Origin of the sequence: Belnapia sp. F-4-1 (genome assembly GCF_000802185.1) — a bacterium.
GTDB lineage: Bacteria > Pseudomonadota > Alphaproteobacteria > Acetobacterales > Acetobacteraceae > Belnapia.
The window spans coordinates 2,497,813-2,515,616 of the sequence record NZ_KN676113.1; the positions used below are offsets into that span (position 1 = coordinate 2,497,813).

Annotated in this window: 13 protein-coding genes; 7 read left to right on the forward strand and 6 right to left on the reverse strand. The window is 70.0% G+C overall.

Annotation, left to right across the window (positions count from 1 at the left end; genetic code table 11):
* Positions 1–4: 4 nt before the first annotated feature.
* Together LH62_RS11870 and LH62_RS11875 are read right to left on the reverse strand one after the other, a co-directional pair.
* The gene (locus LH62_RS11870; RefSeq protein WP_043361499.1) at positions 5–1,021 is read right to left on the reverse strand and encodes an amino acid ABC transporter substrate-binding protein; all 1,017 of its coding nucleotides are present in this window, start codon (positions 1,019–1,021) and stop codon (positions 5–7) included.
* Complete coding sequence (locus tag LH62_RS11875) at positions 1,021–2,352, reverse strand: aspartate aminotransferase family protein (RefSeq protein WP_043361500.1); 1,332 nt, start codon at positions 2,350–2,352, stop codon at positions 1,021–1,023. Before LH62_RS11875 ends, LH62_RS11870 begins: the two co-directional genes overlap by 1 nt.
* Before the next feature lie 148 nt (positions 2,353–2,500).
* Here LH62_RS11875 and LH62_RS28285 point away from each other — a divergent pair, with 148 nt between their 5' ends.
* Entirely contained in the window at positions 2,501–3,223 is a 723-nt protein-coding gene (locus tag LH62_RS28285) for a GntR family transcriptional regulator (protein WP_052214262.1), read from the forward strand.
* A 21-nt stretch (positions 3,224–3,244) separates the two neighbouring features.
* Here LH62_RS28285 and LH62_RS28290 read toward each other — a convergent pair whose 3' ends face one another.
* The 3 genes from LH62_RS28290 to LH62_RS11895 all read right to left on the reverse strand — a co-directional run bounded on the left by LH62_RS28290 (position 3,245) and on the right by LH62_RS11895 (position 7,117).
* The gene (locus LH62_RS28290; protein ID WP_052214265.1) at positions 3,245–6,232 is read right to left on the reverse strand and encodes a PAS domain S-box protein; all 2,988 of its coding nucleotides are present in this window, start codon (positions 6,230–6,232) and stop codon (positions 3,245–3,247) included.
* On the reverse strand, positions 6,225–6,575 hold the full coding sequence (locus LH62_RS11890) for a hypothetical protein (protein WP_043361503.1): 351 nt from the start codon (positions 6,573–6,575) through the stop codon (positions 6,225–6,227). The genes LH62_RS28290 and LH62_RS11890 overlap by 8 nt, the downstream gene beginning before the upstream one ends.
* A gap of 188 nt (positions 6,576–6,763) precedes the next feature.
* Positions 6,764–7,117 carry a hypothetical protein gene (locus LH62_RS11895; RefSeq protein WP_043361506.1) on the reverse strand — a complete coding sequence of 118 codons (354 nt, stop codon included), beginning with the start codon at positions 7,115–7,117 and terminating at the stop codon, positions 6,764–6,766.
* A 317-nt stretch (positions 7,118–7,434) separates the two neighbouring features.
* Here LH62_RS11895 and LH62_RS11900 point away from each other — a divergent pair, with 317 nt between their 5' ends.
* From LH62_RS11900 to LH62_RS11925, 6 genes are all read left to right on the forward strand, one after another.
* Positions 7,435–9,300, forward strand: coding sequence for a ribonucleoside-diphosphate reductase subunit alpha (locus tag LH62_RS11900; protein WP_201445478.1), 1,866 nt, complete (start codon positions 7,435–7,437; stop codon positions 9,298–9,300).
* A gap of 168 nt (positions 9,301–9,468) precedes the next feature.
* Complete coding sequence (locus LH62_RS28295; RefSeq protein WP_052214267.1) at positions 9,469–11,631, forward strand: HWE histidine kinase domain-containing protein; 2,163 nt, start codon at positions 9,469–9,471, stop codon at positions 11,629–11,631.
* 149 nt (positions 11,632–11,780) lie between these two features.
* Positions 11,781–12,785 carry a ribonucleotide-diphosphate reductase subunit beta gene (locus LH62_RS11910; protein ID WP_043361509.1) on the forward strand — a complete coding sequence of 335 codons (1,005 nt, stop codon included), beginning with the start codon at positions 11,781–11,783 and terminating at the stop codon, positions 12,783–12,785.
* A 487-nt stretch (positions 12,786–13,272) separates the two neighbouring features.
* The gene (locus LH62_RS11915) at positions 13,273–13,878 is read left to right on the forward strand and encodes a helix-turn-helix domain-containing protein (protein WP_052214269.1); all 606 of its coding nucleotides are present in this window, start codon (positions 13,273–13,275) and stop codon (positions 13,876–13,878) included.
* Positions 13,879–13,906: 28 nt separating this feature from the next.
* Positions 13,907–16,375: a PAS domain-containing protein gene (locus tag LH62_RS11920; protein WP_160299828.1), complete on the forward strand. Its 2,469-nt coding sequence runs from the start codon at positions 13,907–13,909 to the stop codon at positions 16,373–16,375.
* A gap of 242 nt (positions 16,376–16,617) precedes the next feature.
* Positions 16,618–17,337 (forward strand): response regulator transcription factor, encoded by a 720-nt coding sequence (locus LH62_RS11925; RefSeq protein ID WP_043361512.1) that lies wholly within the window; start codon positions 16,618–16,620, stop codon positions 17,335–17,337.
* On the opposite strand, the gene LH62_RS11930 is transcribed toward LH62_RS11925, so the two are convergent.
* Positions 17,295–17,714, reverse strand: a complete 420-nt coding sequence (locus LH62_RS11930) for a response regulator (protein ID WP_052214273.1) — start codon at positions 17,712–17,714, stop codon at positions 17,295–17,297. The two genes, LH62_RS11925 and LH62_RS11930, sit on opposite strands and share 43 nt — an antisense overlap.
* Positions 17,715–17,804: the final 90 nt, after the last annotated feature.

Here is a 17,804-nt window from a genome sequence, read left to right on the forward strand (position 1 = left end):
CCTCCTACCAGAGCCAGCTCATCATCATCCCGCCCTGGGTCCAGAGGCGGTTCAGCCCGCGGTCCAGCCCGAGCCCCTGCGCGCCGACATGGCGCTCATAGAGCGAGCCGTAGTCGCCCACCTGCCGGACGACCTGGAAGGCCCAGTCGTCGCGCAGCCCGAGCCCGGCGCCGACATTCTCGCTGAGCCCGAGGAAGCGGCGGACCTGCGGGTCCGTCGTGCTGGCGCGCGCCGCGACGACGGTCTCGCGCGTCAGGCCGAACTCCTCCGCCTGGATCAGGGCGGAGATGGTCCAGCGCACCAGCAGCGCCCACTCGCCATCGCCGTTGCGCACCATGGCGCCGTGCGGCTCCTTGGCGATCAGCTCCGGCAGCAGCATCACGGCATCCGGGTCGGGCGCGGCGAGGCGGTTGGCGCTGAGGCTGATCATGTCGTTGCTGATGGCGTCGCATCGCCCGGCGAAGAAGGCGGCGATGACGTTCGGCTGGGTGTCGAAGGCGATGGTCGTCAGCCGGATGTTGGAGCGCTGGGCGAAGTCGTTCAGGTTCCGCTCGACGACGCTGCCCTGCGTGGCGCAGACCGTGGCGCCATCCAGCTCCACCGCGCGGCTGATTTTGAGGCTGCGGCGCACCAGGAAGCCCTGGCCGGTGTAGAAATAAGGCGGCGCCACGATGCTGAGGCCGAGCGTCGCATCGCGCGAGAGCGTCAGCGCGGTGAGATAGACGAGCACGTCCGCCTCGCCGCTCTGCACCGCGGTGAAGCGGCTCTGCGCCGTGAGCGGCACGAAGCGAACCTTCTCCGCATCGCCCAGCGCCGCCGCGGCGATCGCGCGGCAGATATCGGCATGCAGCCCGACCCAGCGGCCTTGGGAATCCGGCCGTGCCATGCCGGCGACGCCGGACGGCACGCCGCAGCGCACGGCGCCGTTCTGCCGCACCGCGTCCAGCGTTGGGCCGGCGCTCGCCGGCGCGGCGAGGCCAAGCAGCGCCGCCGCGAGCAGCGTGAGGATCGCAGCGCGCATCAGCCGGCAACCCCGCCGGCGCGAAGCTGCTCCGCCCGATGCTCGACGAAGCCGGCGACGGCGGCGGCAAAGCGGTCCAGCTCCGCCTCGCCCACCGGCAGGCTCAGCGCCACCATGCCGCGCCGGGCGAGGTAGATGCCGGCTTCCAGCATGTCGAAGAAGAACAGCTCGCGCAGCTGCTCCTCGCCTGGGGTCGAGGCATAGGGCCGCCCCGGCATCGGGCGACGGAAATGCACGGTCAGCATGGAGCCGATGCCGGTGAAGCCGAGCGGCACCCCGGCCGCCTCCGCCAGCCCGTTCAGCCGCGCACGCAGCGCCTCGCCGCGCCGGTAGAGCGCCTCGGCCGCCTCGGCGGTGAAGATCTCGCCCATCGCGACGGCGCCGGCATTCATCGACAGCACGTTGTTGTTGAAGGTCCCGGCATGGGCGAGCTTGCCGCCGAACTGCGCCATGATGTCGGCCCGCCCGCCGAAGGCGCCGAAGGACATGCCGCCGGCGATGTACTTGCCGAGCGTCGTCATGTCCGGCGTGATGCCGAGCCGCGCCTGCATCCCGCCGCCGGCGTGGCGGCTGGTCATCACCTCGTCGAAGATCAGCAGCGCGCCGGTCTCGTCCGCCACCGCCCGGAGCGCGGCGAGGAAGGCCGGCTCCGCCGGGATGCAGCCGCCGGAACCCAGCATCGGCTCGACGATGATTGCCGCGAGCTCCGCGCCGTGTTCCCGTGCCGTGGCGGTGGCGCCGGCAGTGTCGTTGTAGTCCGCCATCACGAAGGGTAGCGGCAGCGCCGCCGGGCTGCTGCCGGCGAAGGGGAAGGTCAGCACACCGCCATGGTAGCCGCCGCGGAAGGCCATGACCTTCGGCCGGCCGGTGAGGGCCCGCGCCGCGGTCAGCGCCATCAGGTTCGCCTCGGTGCCGCTGTTGGTGAAGCGCACCCGCTCCAGCGAGGGGAAGCGGCCGCAGAGCAGCCGCGCCAGCCGCTCCTCGCCCGGCCCGACCGCGGCGAAGTTGATGCCCCGCCGCAGCACGTCGTGCAGCACGGCATGGATGCGCGGCTCGGAATGGCCGAACAGCCCGGCGGTGTATTCGCCGCAAAGGTCGAGATACTCGTGGCCGTCTAAATCCCAGAGCCGGCAATCCTCGCCCCGCGTCATCGCCGCCGGAAAGGGGCCATAGGCGATGACGCTGCGGGTATTACCGCCCCCCAGCACCTCGAGCGCCTGCTCGTGCAGCGCCGCGCTGAGCGGCCGCTTCGCCGCATAGGCCGCCCGCGCCGCCTCCACCGCGCCCGGCAGGTCGAGGCTGTTCCGGCGGGCATCCAGGGCGGCGCTCATGGCGTGGCCTCGGGGGCAGGGCGGGCGGGCGGCGACCGGTTGGGCATGAGCGGGCACTCCGGTATGGGCTGCATGGACAATACCCCGGGGCCATGGCCCCATTTCGGCATATCATTTGCCGAAAAAATGTGATCACAAAGCTCCACCCATGACAATCACTCTTTCCATTCCCGGTATCGCCGCCGATGACCTGCCACTCGAAGAGCAGGCCTATCGCCGGCTGCGCCAGGCCCTGGTCGAGGGCGTCTTCGCCCCGGGCGAGAAGCTGTCGATCCGCCGCGTCGCCGAGGCGCTCGGCACCAGCCCGATGCCCGCCCGGACCGCGCTGCGCCGCCTCGCCACCGAACAGGCGCTCGACGCACTGCCCTCGGGCACCGTTCTGGTCCCCCGCCTGACCCGCGCCGCCTTCCAGGAGGTCAGCGCGATCCGCGCCGAGCTGGAGCCGCTGGCCATCCGCCTGGCCGCAAGCCGGGTGGATTCGGGCACGCTCGACGCACTGGCGGCGGTGGTGGCCGAGCAGGATGCCGCGCGCGCCGCCGGCCGGCCCGAGCTCTGCCTGCAGAAGGACCGCGAATTCCTCTTCGGCCTTTACCGGCAGGCGGGGGCGCCGATGCTGCTCGGCATGATCGAGGCTCTCTGGCTGCGACGCGGCCCACTCTTCTGGGAGGCCCGCTGGATCGTAATGGGCAGTCCGCCGGAGGCCGCGCACCGGCACGGGCCGATCCTCGCCGCCCTGCGCCGTGGCGCCGGCGAGGAGGCCGCGCGGGAGCTGAAGGCCGAGATCGAGCGGATGACCGCCTTCCTGAGCGGCGCCCTGCAATTCGAGGACGAGGTCCCGGCCATGCCGCGGGCGATGCGCGCCCGGGCCTGAGCGGCCCCGCCCGCGCCGCCGTCACCCCTCGCGCGGCAGCGCCGCCGTGATCGCGCGCGCCAACACCTCCAGGTCGAAGGGCTTCGGGATCACCGCCGCGTCGTCCGGCAGCGCCACCCGCGCGAAGCCGGTGATGAACAGCACCGGCAGGCCCGGCAGCCGCTCTTGCGCCGCCTCGGCCACGCTGCGTCCGTCCATCCGGCCCGGCAGGCCGACATCCGTCACCAGGAGGTCGGGGCGCAGCCCCTCATCCAGCAGCCGCAGCGCCGCCGGGCCGTCAGGCGCCTCGACCACGTGGTAGCCGAGGTCGCGCAGGCGCTCGGCCGCCGGCATCCGCACCGTTGTCTCGTCGTCCACCATCAGCACCGTCGCCCCGGCGGCGACCAGCTCCGTTTGCTCCGCCCCGGCGGCCTCGTCGGCGACGGCCGCATCCCCTCCGCCGTGCCGCGGCAACAGCAAGCGCACCGTCGTCCCGCGCCCCACCGTGCTGGCGATGCGCAGCACGCCACCGGACTGCCGCACGAAGCCGAAGACCTGGCTCAGGCCGAGGCCGGTGCCCTGGCCTTGCGGCTTGGTGGTGAAGAACGGCTCCAGCACCCGATCCATGACCTCGGGCCCCATGCCCGTGCCGGTGTCCCGCACCGCGATCTCGATGAAGTCGCCCGGCAGCGCCGCCTCGTCAGGCCGTAATGCCGCCGCCCCGAGCCGGGCGCCGCGGCTGGCGATCGTCAGGCTCCCACCCTCCGGCATCGCGTCGCGCGCATTGATGCAGAGGTTGAGGATGGCGCTCTCCAGCTCGTTCGGGTCGCACAGCACGGCGCCGGCGCCGTCCTCGAGCCGCAGGTCGAGCGCGATCGCGGGCCCGACCATCCGCCGCAGCATGTCAGCCATCCCCGCGGCCAGCGCCTCCGGCTTCAGCGGCTTCGGGTCGAGCCGCTGGCGCCGCGCGAAGGCGAGCAGCCGGCGGGTAAGGCTGGCCGCGCGCCCGGCCGCGTCGCGCGCCGCCAGCATGTAGCGCGCGGCATCGGCGGTGCGGCCGTCGTCCATCCGCCGCCGCGCCATTTCGAGCGCCCCGGTCACGCCCTGCAGCATGTTGTTGAAGTCATGCGCGATGCCGCCGGTAAGCTGGCCGATGGCCTCCATCTTCTGCGCCTGGCGCAGGCTCTCCTCGGCGGCCATCAGCGCCCCGGTCCGCTCGGCCACCCGCGCCTCCAGCTCCTCCGCACCGCGGGTCAGCGCCTCTCGCGCACGGATGGTGTCGTCGATGTCGGCGCAGGCGCCGAGCCATTCCGCGGCGCCGCCCGCGCCGGCGGCCGGGCCGCGCGCCCCGCGCATCTGGAACCAGCGCCAGGTGCCGTCCACGGCGCGGCGCAGGCGGCATTCGGCATCGACGACGCCCATCGCGGCGGCGCGGCTCCAAGCCGCCCGCACCGCCGCCCGGTCGTCGGGGTGGACCGCTCCCAGCCAGCCGGGCCCGCGGCTCATCGCATCCGTGAGGCCGGTGAAGGCGATCCATTGCGGGCTGGCCCAGCTCCAGTCCCCGCCATCCGCCGAGCGCCAGACGAGCTGCGGGATGCCCTCGGCCAGCCGGCGGAATCGCTCCTTCTCCGTCTCCAGCGCACCGCTGGCCGCGACCATGTCGGAGACGTCCTGCACGATGCCGGCGACGCGCGCGACCCGGCCCGAGGCATCGCGGATCGGGAAGCCGGTGTCGCGCAGGTGGACGACCCGGCCATCTGCCGGCCGCACCACGCGGTACTGCGCGATCACCGTTTCGCCTGCGAGGGCGCGTGGCATCGCCGCGAAGGCCGCCGCGTGGTCCCCCGGGTGCACCAGGTCGCGCCAGCGGCCGAGATCGGCCAGCAGGTGGTCGCGCGACTCGCCGAAGATGCGCTCGAAGGCCGGCGAAAGGTATTCCAGCCTTGCCCCCTGCTCGCCCACGATCCACAGCACGTCGGCAGAGTTCTCGGCGAAGCTGCGGAACCGTTCCTCGCTCTCGCGCAACGCCGCCTCGGCGCGGCGGTGGGTCGTGACGTCCTGCATCACCACCATGATCCGGCCGCGTGCCCGGTCCTGCACCCGGGCGACGTACATCTGCAGGATCCTGCCCTGCGAGCGTGCCTCGCGCTCGAAGCGCGCCACCTCGCCGGTGTCGAGCGCGCGGTCGAAGATGTCGTACCAACCCTCGTCCTCGTCGGGGAAGTGGTCGCGCACCGACCGCCCGGTGAGGTCGCCGGTGCGGAACATCGCCTTCGAAGCTGGGTTCATCGCCACGTAGCGCCAGTCGCGCAGCCCGTCGGGGCGCTGCGGCAGCCGCTCGAAGATCATTACCCCCTCGTCCATCGCCTCGAAGAGGATGCGGTACTTCGCCTCCTCCTCCCGCAGCGCCGCCTCGGCCAGGCGGGCCGCGCTGCGGTCGTGCAGCATCCAGACCGCGCCCACCGGCATGGCCTCGCCGGGCGCGCGCAGCGGCATCGCCTCGATCGCAACCCAGGCCCGGCCATTGCCCCGCCGCCGCACCCAGCCCTCGCGCGACACCCGGCCGCCGCCCAGCACCGTCGCGGCATCTGCCGCGAGCGCGCTGGCCGCTGCCTCATCGCTGGGGCCCAGGGCGGCGTCCAGCGGCATCCCCGCCAGCGCCGCCGCCTCGCCCCAGCCGAGCAGGGCGCCTGCGCCGGGATTCCAGGACAGGACATGCCCGTCACGGCCGGTGACGACGATGGCGCAATCGATCGCGCCCTCGATGACCGTTCGCAGCTCCGCCTCGTGCCAGCCGGCGGCCGGGCTCGCATCGGCCTGCCCGCGAAGGGTCGCGGCTGCCCGGGAGGCAATTAGCCGGGCCTGGTCCTCCGCGATGCGTTGGTCGAGCAGGGCGCCCAGCTCCGCCGCCGGGCCGGCCGGCGCCCGCCTGGCCTCCTCGAGCTCCTGCCGGAGCCGCTCGACCTCCCGTTGCAGCGCCGCCCGTTCCCGGCGGAGTTCCTCCGGATCGGGGCCGGGCTGGTCATGCATGGGTGTCGGATGCCCGGGGCACGCCCCGCGGTGCGGCCTTGCCGACGGCGCGGCGGCAGCCCAGGCGCAGGGGGCCAGCGGCGTCATCGCTCGGTGCATGGGCGAGGAAGGCGTTGGGCGATGCGGGCCAACCGGCCATGGTGGAATCCTGCACTGGCAACGTGAAATCCTGCGGGCCGTTAGCCGGCCTTGCCATGGCGGCCGCCGGCCCTCGCGCGGGCTTTGAGGGTCGGGCTACCAGGGTCAGCGCCCGCCCGCTCCGGGCATGCAGCGCCGCGAAGGGCCGATGGTTGCATTCACGCATCTTCGGGCCGGGTTGCTCGTTGCGGGTGCGCTTGCGCATGTCCTCCCGGCGCGGCCTCGATGGACCTCGCGGTGCCGAGCCTCCCCGGGCCGGGAGCACAACCACTTCCCGCGCCGTGCTCGCGCGCATCTGCCGACAGCGCCACCGTGGCGCCCGGCCGCCGTCATGCCGCCGTCATGAAGGATCTGCGAATGCGCGGCGCCTCGTCGGGCGCCGCGGCACGCTTCCTATTCCGCAGGCGGCGGCGCCACCGGCAGCGCGGCCGCATAGGGCTCGATTCGCAGGCTCTCGCTCCTGAGGATCGCCACCCGTCCGGTGGCGGCGAATCGCGTTGCCCCGTCCGGTGCCCGCCCGACAGCGTAGCGCCAGGCGGTGACCTGCCCCTCAGCCACCAGCGCGCGGGCGAGTCGCTCAACCGCCGGCCCGCCGCCGAGCCGCGCCAGCTCCGCCTCGGTGAGGCCGATCGTTACCTCGTCCCGTGGCCCGACCACCTTGAACAGGCTGACCTCGCCGCCCTGCGCCGCCGCCAGCCCCGGCAGCAGCGCCAGGCCGAGTCCCGCGAGATGCCGACGCCAGACCATGGCCGATCCTCCCTTCGCATCGTCTCCGGGGAGCATGCAAAACCCCGTCCCGCCCGGCAATCCGTCACGCCTGCGTTGCGATGGGGCTGTGGATAGCGGGGATCATGGGGATGGATGGCGATGAGGCTTGACGGACTCACCCGCAATGACCGCTTATCCATGAACGGAATATGAACATCGGCGCTCGGCCCGCCTTTGCGCCCCGCCGGAACCAAATACCCCATCTGGTGTTATGAGGGGGTGCAGACGACAATATCTTGTGTCGCGTCGCTGCTGGATGCATTCTCCCCCACCGGGGACTGGAAGGGGATAGCGCGGTGTTCGATACGGTTCAGCTTGCAGGCCATCACCAGGTTCAGGTCGATCGCAGCCGCGACGCGCGGCTGACGGATTTCGGCAAGGCGACGCTGGATGACCGCTACCTGCTGCCCGGCGAAAGCTACCAGGACCTCTTCGCGCGCGTCGCCTCGGCCTATGGCGACGACGCGGCGCACAGCCAGCGCATCTACGACTACATCTCGAAGCTCTGGTTCATGCCGGCGACCCCCGTGCTGTCCAACGGTGGCACCACGCGCGGCCTGCCCATCTCCTGCTTCCTGAACGAGGCGGATGACAGCCTCGACGGCATCGTCGGCCTCTGGAACGAGAATGTCTGGCTGGCCGCCAAGGGCGGCGGCATCGGCAGCTACTGGGGCAACCTGCGCGGCATCGGCGAGAAGGTCGGCCGCAACGGCAAGACCTCCGGCGTCGTCCCCTTCATCCGCGTCATGGACAGCCTGACGCTCGCCATCTCCCAGGGGTCGCTCCGCCGCGGCTCGGCCGCCGTCTACCTCCCCATCAGCCACCCCGAGGTCGAGGAGTTCATCGAGATCCGCCGCCCCACCGGCGGCGACCCGAACCGCAAGGCGCTGAACCTCCACCACGGCCTGCTGATCTCGGACGCCTTCATGCGCGCCGTCGAGGCCGACGAGGAATGGCCGCTCTGCAGCCCGAAGGACGGCGCGATCATGCGGAAGATCTCCGCCCGCGCCCTCTGGATCCGCATCCTCACCGCCCGCATCGAGACCGGCGAGCCCTACCTCGTCTTCTCCGACCATGTGAACAAGGCGATGCCGGCGCACCACAAGCTGGCCGGGCTCGAGGTCAAGACCTCCAACCTCTGCTCCGAGATCACCCTGCCCACGGGCCGCGACCAGCATGGCCGCGACCGCACCGCCGTCTGCTGCCTCTCCTCCCTCAACCTCGAGACCTGGTTCGAGTGGAAGGACGACAAGCAGTTCATCCCGGACGTGATGCGCTTCCTCGACAACGTCCTGCAGAATTTCATCGACACCGCGCCCGACAGCATGGCGAAGGCGAAGTACTCGGCGATGCGCGAGCGCTCCGTCGGCCTCGGCGTGATGGGCTTCCACAGCTTCCTCCAGGCGCAAAACGTGCCTTTCGAGAGCGTGGTGGCGAAGGTCTGGAACAAGCGGATGTTCAAGCATATCCGCGAGCAGGCCGATGTCGCCAGCCGCGTCCTGGCCGAGGAGCGCGGCGCCTGCCCGGATGCCGCCGAATACGGCTTCATGGAGCGCTTCTCGAACAAGATGGCGATCGCGCCCACGGCCTCGATCTCCATCATCTGCGGCGGCGCCTCGCCGGGGATCGAGCCGGTGGCGGCGAACGTCTACAACCACAAGACGCTTTCGGGCAGCTACATCGTCCGCAACCCGTACCTCAAGAAGGTGCTGGCGAAGCACGGCCGCGACGACGACGAGACCTGGACGAGCATCACCGTCCGCAAGGGCAGCGTGCAGCATCTCGACTTCCTGACCGAGCCGGAGCGCGCCACCTTCAAGACCGCATTCGAGCTCGACCAGCGCTGGGTGGTGGAGCACGCCGCCGACCGCTCGCCCTTCATCTGCCAGAGCCAGTCGGTGAACCTTTTCCTCCCCGCCAACGTCCACAAGCGCGACCTGCACCAGATTCACGTCATGGCCTGGAAGCGCGGGGTGAAGTCGCTCTACTACTGCCGCAGCCTGTCCATCCAGCGCGCCGACACGATCAGCGAGAAGATCGTTGGCCAGGACGACATCATGGCGGCTCATGTGCCGACCGCGGCCGATGCGGTGCTGCCGCTGGTGGCCCGCAGCGCCCAAATCTCGACCACGGATTACGAGGAGTGCCTGGCCTGCCAGTGACCAGCCCCGTCGCCTGAAGGTCTGGCCTGCCCGGGAATGCGCCTCATGGCGCATTCTCCGCATGGCGGGCAGACGTTTCGTTAATGACACGCTTAGTATTTCAGTTCATATAAAGCCATCGCAACATTCCAGTGATCCGCCGGCGCGGCTCAGGAACATACCGGACTCATGGACCAGAGCGCCGCCATGGGTGTGCCCGCTCCCGCGTCGGCCGCCGTATTCTCCGCCCCGCCGGGCGGCCGCCTTCGAGGGTTGCGCCTGCACCTCGTCGGGCTGGTCCTGGCGGTGCTGCTCCCGGCCCTCGGCTTCGGCGGCGCCGCCTGCTGGACTGCGCTGCGCAGCTACCGCAGTGCCGCCGAGGCCCGGCTGATCGACAGCGCCCGCGCCCTCGCCTCGGTCATCGACAGCGAGATCGCCGCCCGCCGCGCCGCACTGCAGGTACTCGCTGCCTCCTCCTATCTCGACCGGGCCGGCGACCTCGCCGCCTTCGACAGCCTCGCGCGCAATGTCGGCACGGCCTTCGGCGGCTGGGTGACGGTGCTGGACCGCTCGCTGCGCCCGGTCATCCACACCCTCGTCCCACCGGGCGGCCCGGTGCCCGGCTCTGGCGGCGGCATCGGCCCGGGCGGGGGCGGGGTGGCGATCGCACGGGTCCTCGAGACCGGGCAGCCCACCGTGAGCGACCTGGCCACCGGCCGCAATTCGGGGCGCCTCAGCGCCTTCGTCTTCGTCCCCGCCCTGCGCGATGGGGAGGTGCAGCATGTCGTCGGCATGCCGATCCTGCCGGAGCACCTGGCGCGGCTGCTGCGTGGCCAGGTGCTTTCGGGCCACGGCGCCATCGCCATCACCGACCGGCGCGGCGTCCTGGTCGCCCATTCGGAGGACCACGAGCGCCTGATCGGGCAGCAACGGCCCCCACGCGGCGACCAGGAGCCGCGGCAGGTCACCGGCCTGCTGACGGGCCGGCGGCTGATCGACGGCAAGCCCATCCGCACCGCTTATCACCAACTCGCCACCGCGCCGGGCTGGACGCTCTGGGTGAACGAGCCCGAAACCACCTTCCTGGAGGCCTGGTTTAGCCCGATGGTGGCCCTGCTGGGCGGCGGCCTGCTGGCGCTCTGCTTCGGCCTCCTCCTGGCGGTTGGCCTGTCGCGCCGCGTGCTGCGCCCCGTCCACGCCTTGGTGCGCCATGCCGAGCGAATCGCCGCCGGCTTGCCGCCGGAGGACCGCCCGCTCCCCCAGCCCAAAGCGGCGGTGGCCGAATTCGAGGCTTTGCGGATGGCCGGCCTGCGGGCCGAGGCTGCCCTGCGCCGCGGCGATGCCCGGCTGCGCCTGGCCCTGGAGGCGGCCGGGCTCGGCAGCTTCGAGATCGACCTGCGGGACCGGACCGCGACGCGGACCGGCCATGTCCTGCCTGCCCGCCTTGGCCTGCCACTCGACGGCTTTTCCCTGGAGCGCTACTTGGCCGATGTGGTTCATCCCGAGGATAGCAGCCGCGTCGGGACAGCGGTGGAGGCGGTGGCGACCGGCGCGAGCGAGCACTACCGGGTCGAGTACCGGGCCCGGAACCGCGAGGGCGCCTGGATCTGGATGGAATCCTACGGCGCCGTGGTGGAGCGCGACGTGGCAAGCGGCCTCCCGCTACGCATCGCCGGCGTCGCCCGCGACGTGACCGAGCGCAAGGCGGCGGAGGCGCGGCAATGGCTGCTGATGCGCGAGGTCGACCATCGCGCCAAGAACGCCCTGGCCGTGGTGCAGGCCGCCGTGCGGCTGGCCCCGAAGCAGGATGCGGCCGCCTTCGCCGCGGCGGTCGAGGGCCGCGTCACGGCGCTCGCCCGGGTGCAGGGGCTGCTGGCCGAAACCGGCTGGTCCGGCACCGCGCTGCGGACGCTGGCCGAGCGCAGCCTCGCCGCCTTCCTGCCCGCCGGCGCCGTGCAGGGCCCGGCCTGCACACTGGCTGGCCCGGCGGTCGAGCTGACCGCCGCGGCGACCCAGCCGCTCTCCCTGGTGCTGCACGAGCTCGCCACCAACGCCGCCAAATACGGCGCGCTGTCGCTCCCGGGCGGCCGGCTCAGCCTGTCCTGGCAGCCGGACCAGGCGGCTGGCCTGCTGCGGCTGCGCTGGGAGGAGCGTGGCGGCCCGCCGCTCGCGCGGCTGCCGGAGCGGAGCGGCTTCGGCAGCCGCGTCATCCGGGCGAGCATCGAGGACCAGCTCCATGGCCAGGTGATGCAGGCATGGGAGGCCGAGGGGCTGGTCTGCCACATCAGCCTGCCGCTGACTCATTTGCGGCCCCTGGCGTCCGAGGCCACAAACCTCGCCGTTGTCCCATAAATTGTGTGCCTGGGAAGCAACACGCACAAAATCTGGTAGGTTGAGGAACCCCGCGACATCGCTGGCCTTCTTGTGGCACGCGGGGACTCCGCCCATCCTGACTCCACCGGGGACTCGACGGAGTGCCCGCCAGCCGCAAGGACACGACCATGCCCGATGGCATCCACGCCCCCGACGAGCACCCCGTGCGCTTCGATCTCCTCACCTCCAACCCGGTCTACAAGCCCTTCCGCTACCCCTGGGCCTATGACGCCTGGCTGACGCAGCAGCGCGTCCACTGGCTGCCGGAGGAGGTGCCGCTCGCCGACGACGTGAAGGACTGGCAGCGCAACCTCACCACCGGCGAGCGCAACCTGCTCACCCAGATCTTCCGCTTCTTCACCCAGGCGGATGTCGAGGTGAACAACTGCTACATGAAGCACTACAGCCAGGTCTTCAAACCGACCGAAGTGCTGATGATGCTCAGCGCCTTCTCGAACATCGAGACCATCCACATCGCCGCCTACAGCCACCTCCTGGACACGGTCGGCATGCCGGAGCTCGAGTACAGCGCCTTCCTCAAGTACAAGGAGATGAAGGACAAGTTCGACTACATGCAGGGCTTCACGGTCGACAACAAGAGCGAGATCGCCAAGACGCTGGCCGCCTTCGGCGCCTTCACCGAGGGGCTGCAGCTTTTCGCCTCCTTCGCCATCCTGATGAACTTCCCGCGCTTCGGGAAGATGAAGGGCATGGGCCAGATCGTCTCCTGGTCGGTGCGCGACGAGACGCTGCACTGCCTTTCCGTCATCCGCCTCTTCCGCACCTTTGTGCAGGAGAACCCGGAAATCTGGACCGAGGAATTCCGGCGCGACCTCTACCTCATCTGCGCCACTATCGTGGACCATGAGGACGCCTTCATCGACCTCGCCTTCGAGCTGGGCGGCGTCGAGGGGCTGAACGCAGCGGAAACCAAGACCTATATCCGCTTCATCGCCGACCGCCGCCTGCAGCAGCTCGGCCTGCAGCCGCTCTACCACGTCGAGAAGAACCCGCTGCCCTGGCTCGACGAGATGCTGAACGCGGTCGAGCACACGAACTTCTTCGAGAACCGCGCGACGGAATACTCCAAGGCCAGCACCTCGGGCACCTGGGAGGAGGCATGGTCCTCATGAACCGTGTCCACGACGCCGGGGCGGCGCCCAGCTAGAGGCCGTCCTGGACCATTGGCAGGGTGACGATCAAGCTGCGGGGCATGAATGCCCCGCAAGCCTTGCCCGCCTGATGTTACCCATGACGAATGGGCCTTGGCCGCGCCCTGCCTGGCCTTGCCGCCTGAGGATGCCGAACGACCCGCCGCCGCTGAGCGGCGGTTTGTCAGCAGCTACGGCGCTGGCCAGGGGGTTGGCTGCTTGAAGGCACCCGCCGAGGACCTGCGCGCTGCGCTGCGGGTCGCCGCTGGCCGCGAAGTCCGGCCCGCCCAGGCCTGCCGTCCCGGGCGTCGGTATGGTGGCGAGACTGTCCCTCCAACCATCACGTAACTGTGCAACGGTCCGCTTGCTGCCTGTCACTTCCATGTGGGGTTGTGTGACGGATCGGCCGCTTCCGGCATCGGCGCATCGCCGGTGTCAAGCTTCGGCCGCTTGCGGAGCGCCATGGCTCATGCTGATCGGCTACCTGCGCCCTGGTATGGCGGACAGCCAGCAAGTGCTTGCTTGCCAGGGTGATGCCTTGTTCGCCGCTGGGGTAACTCCTGCTCGGCTGCGCGAGGATCATGCCTTGGGCAAGCACGACGATTGGCCTGGTCTGGCGGCCTGTCTGGAAGGCCCGCGGCAATTGGTCCGGCGCGTGGATGACCTGGCTGAGCGCAGGGTCGGGCTACGTGTCCTGGCCGGCGCGGGCAGGCCAATCGACACCACGGCCTCGAACGATCAGGCGATGCCCGGCGTCTTCGCGGCCTTGGTCGAGTTCGGGCGCAGGCTGGCCTCCGCACGCGGAGCGGCGGGGCTCGCCGCGGCACGTGCCCATGGCCACCCCGGCGGGCGGCCTTGCAAGATGACGCCCGCCAAGCTGCGCCTTGCCCAGGAAGGCATGAGCCGGCGAGGCATCGCGGTGGGCGCGCTCTGCGCCGAGCTTGGCATCACCCGCCAGACCCTCTACCGGCATCTGGATCCGGAAGGCCGACTCAGACGGGATGTCGAAAAGCTGCTGTGCCGCTGCTCCAGCGAGTTGACCGGAAGGCTGCCGACCGGACAGCAGCATGCTTGACCTTGAGCAGATGGTCAGGCGCCAGCGGGTGCTGGCCGACTTCGGCAACCTCGCGCTGCGGAGCGACAAGCTGGATGAGGTGCTGACGGAAGCGTGCTTCCTCGTCAGCCAGGCGCTCGGCGCGACACGCGCGAAGATCCTGGAGATCGAGCCGGAGGGACAGACGCTCCTGGTACGGGCTGGCGTCGGCTGGAAGCCCGATATCGTTGGCAAGCTCCGCCTGCCGCTCGGGGAACACTCCTCGGAAACCTTCTCGATCAAGCTCGGCGAGCCCGTTGTCACCCAGGATGTCCGGCGGGAGAACCGGTTCGAGGTGCCAACCTTCCTGAAGGATGCGGGCGTGGTCGCCCTGGTGAACGTCCCAATCCTTTTGCCGGGCGGGAAGGCCTACGGCCTGCTCCAGGTGGATGCCACCGAGCCACGCAGCTTCGGCGAGGAGGATACGGAGTTCCTCCGCACCTATGCCACGATCCTTGGGCCGGTGATCGACCGCCTGGACAAGGTTCGCAAACTGAAGACGGCCGAGGAGGGGTTCCGGGCCCTGCCGACCCTGGTGCCCGCGCTGCTGTGGCATGTCGACGCAAGCGGCCAGGAGGTGACGCTGCACCAGGGGTGGCTGGACTATACGGGTCAGAGCGATAGGGAGAGCCAGAGCAGTGGCTGGCTCGCGGTCGTTCATCCGGACGACCACGATACTACTGCGCAACTATTTGCCGATGCGCTTGAGACGAAGCAGCCGCTCGAGCTACAGCACCGCATCCGCCGGCACGACGGCGTGTACCGCTGGTTCCTGGTTCGCCAGCTACCCTTGCGCGACGCGAACGGGCGCGTCGTCCAGTGGTTCGGTGCCGCCACCGACATCCATGACCACCGCTTGACCCTCGATGCCCTGCGCGAGAGCGAAGCCCGCCTGCAGACCCTGATAGCCGGCATCCCGGAACTCGTCTGGCGGTCGCAGGACAAGGGGATGTGGACCTGGTCCAGCCCGCAGTGGCAGGGCTTCACCGGGCAGAGCCAGGCGCAGAGCCAGGCGCTCGGCTGGCTCGATGCCGTCCATCCCGAGGACCAGGAAGCCACGATGAGTGCCTGGGAGGGAGCAAAAACTCGCGGCCGCTTCGATGTGGAGTTCCGCCTCAAACGAGCCTCGGACGGTGCCTGGCTCTGGCATCACACTCATGCGGCACCGGTGCGCGACGCTGGCGGGCGCATCGTGGAGTGGCTTGGCACCTCGGCGGACATCGAGGAACAGGCACGTGCCCGCGCAGTCCTGACCCGCAGCCATGACGAGCTGGAGGCGCTGGTGACCGAGCGCACGGGCGAGCTCATGGCGGCCGAGGAGGCGTTGCGACAGGCGCAGAAGATGGAGGCGGTGGGCCAGCTCACCGGTGGCTTGGCGCATGACTTCAACAACATGCTCCAGGGCGTCTCAGGTGGGCTGGACATGGCCCGCCGACGCATGGCCCAGAAGAAGACCGAAGAGGCACTGCGCTATCTCGATGCCGCACGTGACGCGGCGGGCCGGGCAGCGGGGCTGACACGACGCTTGCTGGCCTTTGCCCGGCGACAGCGGCTCGACCCGAGGCCGGTGGGTGCGAACGGGTTGGTCGCGGGCCTGGCGGACCTGATCCGCCACACGATGGGGCCGGGCATCGGGGTTGAGCTGAGGCTGCGCGATGGAATCGACAGCGTGCTGTGCGACTCGAGCGAGCTGGAGAACGCGTTGCTGAACCTCTGCATCAATGCGCGGGATGCCATGCCCGATGGCGGACGGCTGGTGGTCGGCACGGAGGACGTACAGCTCGCAGCGGCCGATATACCGGATGGCGAGGCGGCACCTGGCCGTTACGTCGCCATCTCGGTCACCGACACTGGGACGGGCATGTCGCCCGAGGTGCTGCGACACGCATTCGAGCCGTTCTTCACCACAAAGCCGCAGGGCCAGGGCACGGGACTGGGGCTGAGCCAGATCTACGGCTTCGTTCGGCAGTCGGGCGGGCTGGTCTCGATCAGGAGCGCGTCCGGGCAGGGTACGACGGTGCGCCTGCTGCTGCCGCTCCATGGACATGTGCAGTCACCCGAGACGCCGAAGGCAGCGCCAGTCCGGGATGAGGGCGGCCCGCGCCGGACGGTGCTGCTGGTCGACGACGAGGTCGCGGGTCGTGGTCCGGTGGCGGACCGGCTACGCGAGCTGGGTTACGTCGTGCTGGAGGCCGCGGATGGACCCGGGGCATTGCGAATCCTGGCATCCGCCCGTCCGGATCTGCTGATCACCGATGTCGGCCTGCCGAATGGCATGAACGGGCGGCAGGTGGCCGAGGCGGCGCGCGAGCAGGTGCCCGGGCTGCCGGTGCTGTTCATCAGCGGCTATGCGGGCACGGCCCTGCCGCCGGGCGTACAGGTGATCAGCAAACCATTCGAGCTCGACACGCTGACGTTGCGAATCCAGGCCATCCTGAAAGCAGGCCACCGGGAGAAGGCCAGGGATCCCGAGGCCTGACCCATGCCTCGGGAGGCTTGCCCACCTGCTGGATCACCGCACTCACCGCCAAGGAGCCGGGCACATCACCTGCCGGGTCGCGCGCCAGGGCCGGAAAGGGCACCCGTCGGTAGCACATTCAATCATCCGCGGTATTTTTGAGACAAAACTCGCATTTGAGTGATTTGAGTGCCGGGGCATCAACCTGTAGACGATATTCCAGGCCCGCCATGAGGCCTGCCTCTGTCCCCTTGGAGACCACGATGTCCGCCCTTCGCCAAATCCTCATCGTCGAGGATGATGCCGCGCTGCGTGCCACCCTGGCCGAGCAGATCCTGTCCGGCGGCGAGTTCAGCGCCGATGAGGCGGAGAGCGCAGCCGAGGCTGAGGCCAAGCTGGCCAGCGCAGGCGCCCGCTACGACGCCATCCTGCTCGATGTCGGGCTGCCGGATGCGGATGGCCGGGAGTTCTGCGCCAAGTTGCGCCGCGACGGGCGGCGAATGCCGGTGATCATGGTCACCGGCGCCGATGCCGAGCAGGATGTGATCCGGGGCCTCGATGCCGGGGCGAACGACTACCTGGCGAAGCCCTTCCGCATGCCGGAGCTCCTGGCCCGTGTGCGCGCTCAGCTCCGGGTATTCGACAACTCCGAGGATGCGAACTTCCTGATCGGCCCCTATGTCTTCCGCCCCAGCCTGCGCCTGCTGCAGGAGGCGGCCCGCAACCGCAAGATCCGCCTGACCGACAAGGAATGCGCGATCCTGAAGTTCCTTTACCGCGCCGGCGGCAAGGCGGTATCGCGCCAGGTGCTGCTGAATGAGGTCTGGAACTACAGCAACGCCGTCTCCACCCATACGCTTGAGACGCATGTCTACCGGCTGCGCCAGAAGCTCGAGGCCGATCCCAGCCAGCCACGCCTGCTGGTGACCGAGAATGGCGGCTACAAGCTGGATGCCACCGTGTTCGAGATTGCCGGTCGCTGATGACTACGCCCTGGGCAGCATGCGCTGTCCAGGGCCGAAACCGCAGCCGCCAGGGCTACGGGATCGAAAGGCTTGTAGAAGACCTTCTCCCACGAGGAGAAGGCCCGGTCGGCCAGCATCTCTCGGCTGCCTGTTTCGTATACTATCCGCAGTTCTGGCCGCCTTTGCCGAGCCTTGATGGCCAGAGCCAGGCCGTTGTCGCCGGCCCCCAGGTCGAGGTCGGTGACCAGGACATCGATGCGCTGCGAGGTGTCGTCGATGATGGCCAGGGCATCCTCGGCATTGCCGACCTCAAGGAAGTCGATTCCGGCATCCTCGAAAAAATCGGCGAGGGTAAGACGCACCATGGCATCGTCTTCGACCAACAACACCGCCATCGCCGTAGTTCCTTCGCTCCTGGATTCCGCCACCGCAGGGTGAACACTGCTCCCGCATTCGGGATGCGTGAGATCACGTGCCTGGGATCT

What these genes read in the sequence shown, in the direction of transcription:
- LH62_RS11925 (WP_043361512.1), top strand. Translation starts at nt 16,618, where the DNA reads ATGTCCGCCCTTCGCCAAATCCTCATCGTCGAGGATGATGCCGCGCTG.
- LH62_RS28290 (WP_052214265.1), bottom strand. Translation starts at nt 6,232, where the DNA reads ATGCATGACCAGCCCGGCCCCGATCCGGAGGAACTCCGCCGGGAACGG.
- LH62_RS11930 (WP_052214273.1), bottom strand. Translation starts at nt 17,714, where the DNA reads ATGGCGGTGTTGTTGGTCGAAGACGATGCCATGGTGCGTCTTACCCTC.
- LH62_RS11875 (WP_043361500.1), bottom strand. Translation starts at nt 2,352, where the DNA reads ATGAGCGCCGCCCTGGATGCCCGCCGGAACAGCCTCGACCTGCCGGGC.
- LH62_RS28285 (WP_052214262.1), top strand. Translation starts at nt 2,501, where the DNA reads ATGACAATCACTCTTTCCATTCCCGGTATCGCCGCCGATGACCTGCCA.
- LH62_RS11870 (WP_043361499.1), bottom strand. Translation starts at nt 1,021, where the DNA reads ATGCGCGCTGCGATCCTCACGCTGCTCGCGGCGGCGCTGCTTGGCCTC.
- LH62_RS28295 (WP_052214267.1), top strand. Translation starts at nt 9,469, where the DNA reads ATGGACCAGAGCGCCGCCATGGGTGTGCCCGCTCCCGCGTCGGCCGCC.
- LH62_RS11915 (WP_052214269.1), top strand. Translation starts at nt 13,273, where the DNA reads ATGCTGATCGGCTACCTGCGCCCTGGTATGGCGGACAGCCAGCAAGTG.
- LH62_RS11910 (WP_043361509.1), top strand. Translation starts at nt 11,781, where the DNA reads ATGCCCGATGGCATCCACGCCCCCGACGAGCACCCCGTGCGCTTCGAT.
- LH62_RS11890 (WP_043361503.1), bottom strand. Translation starts at nt 6,575, where the DNA reads ATGCGCAAGCGCACCCGCAACGAGCAACCCGGCCCGAAGATGCGTGAA.
- LH62_RS11895 (WP_043361506.1), bottom strand. Translation starts at nt 7,117, where the DNA reads ATGGTCTGGCGTCGGCATCTCGCGGGACTCGGCCTGGCGCTGCTGCCG.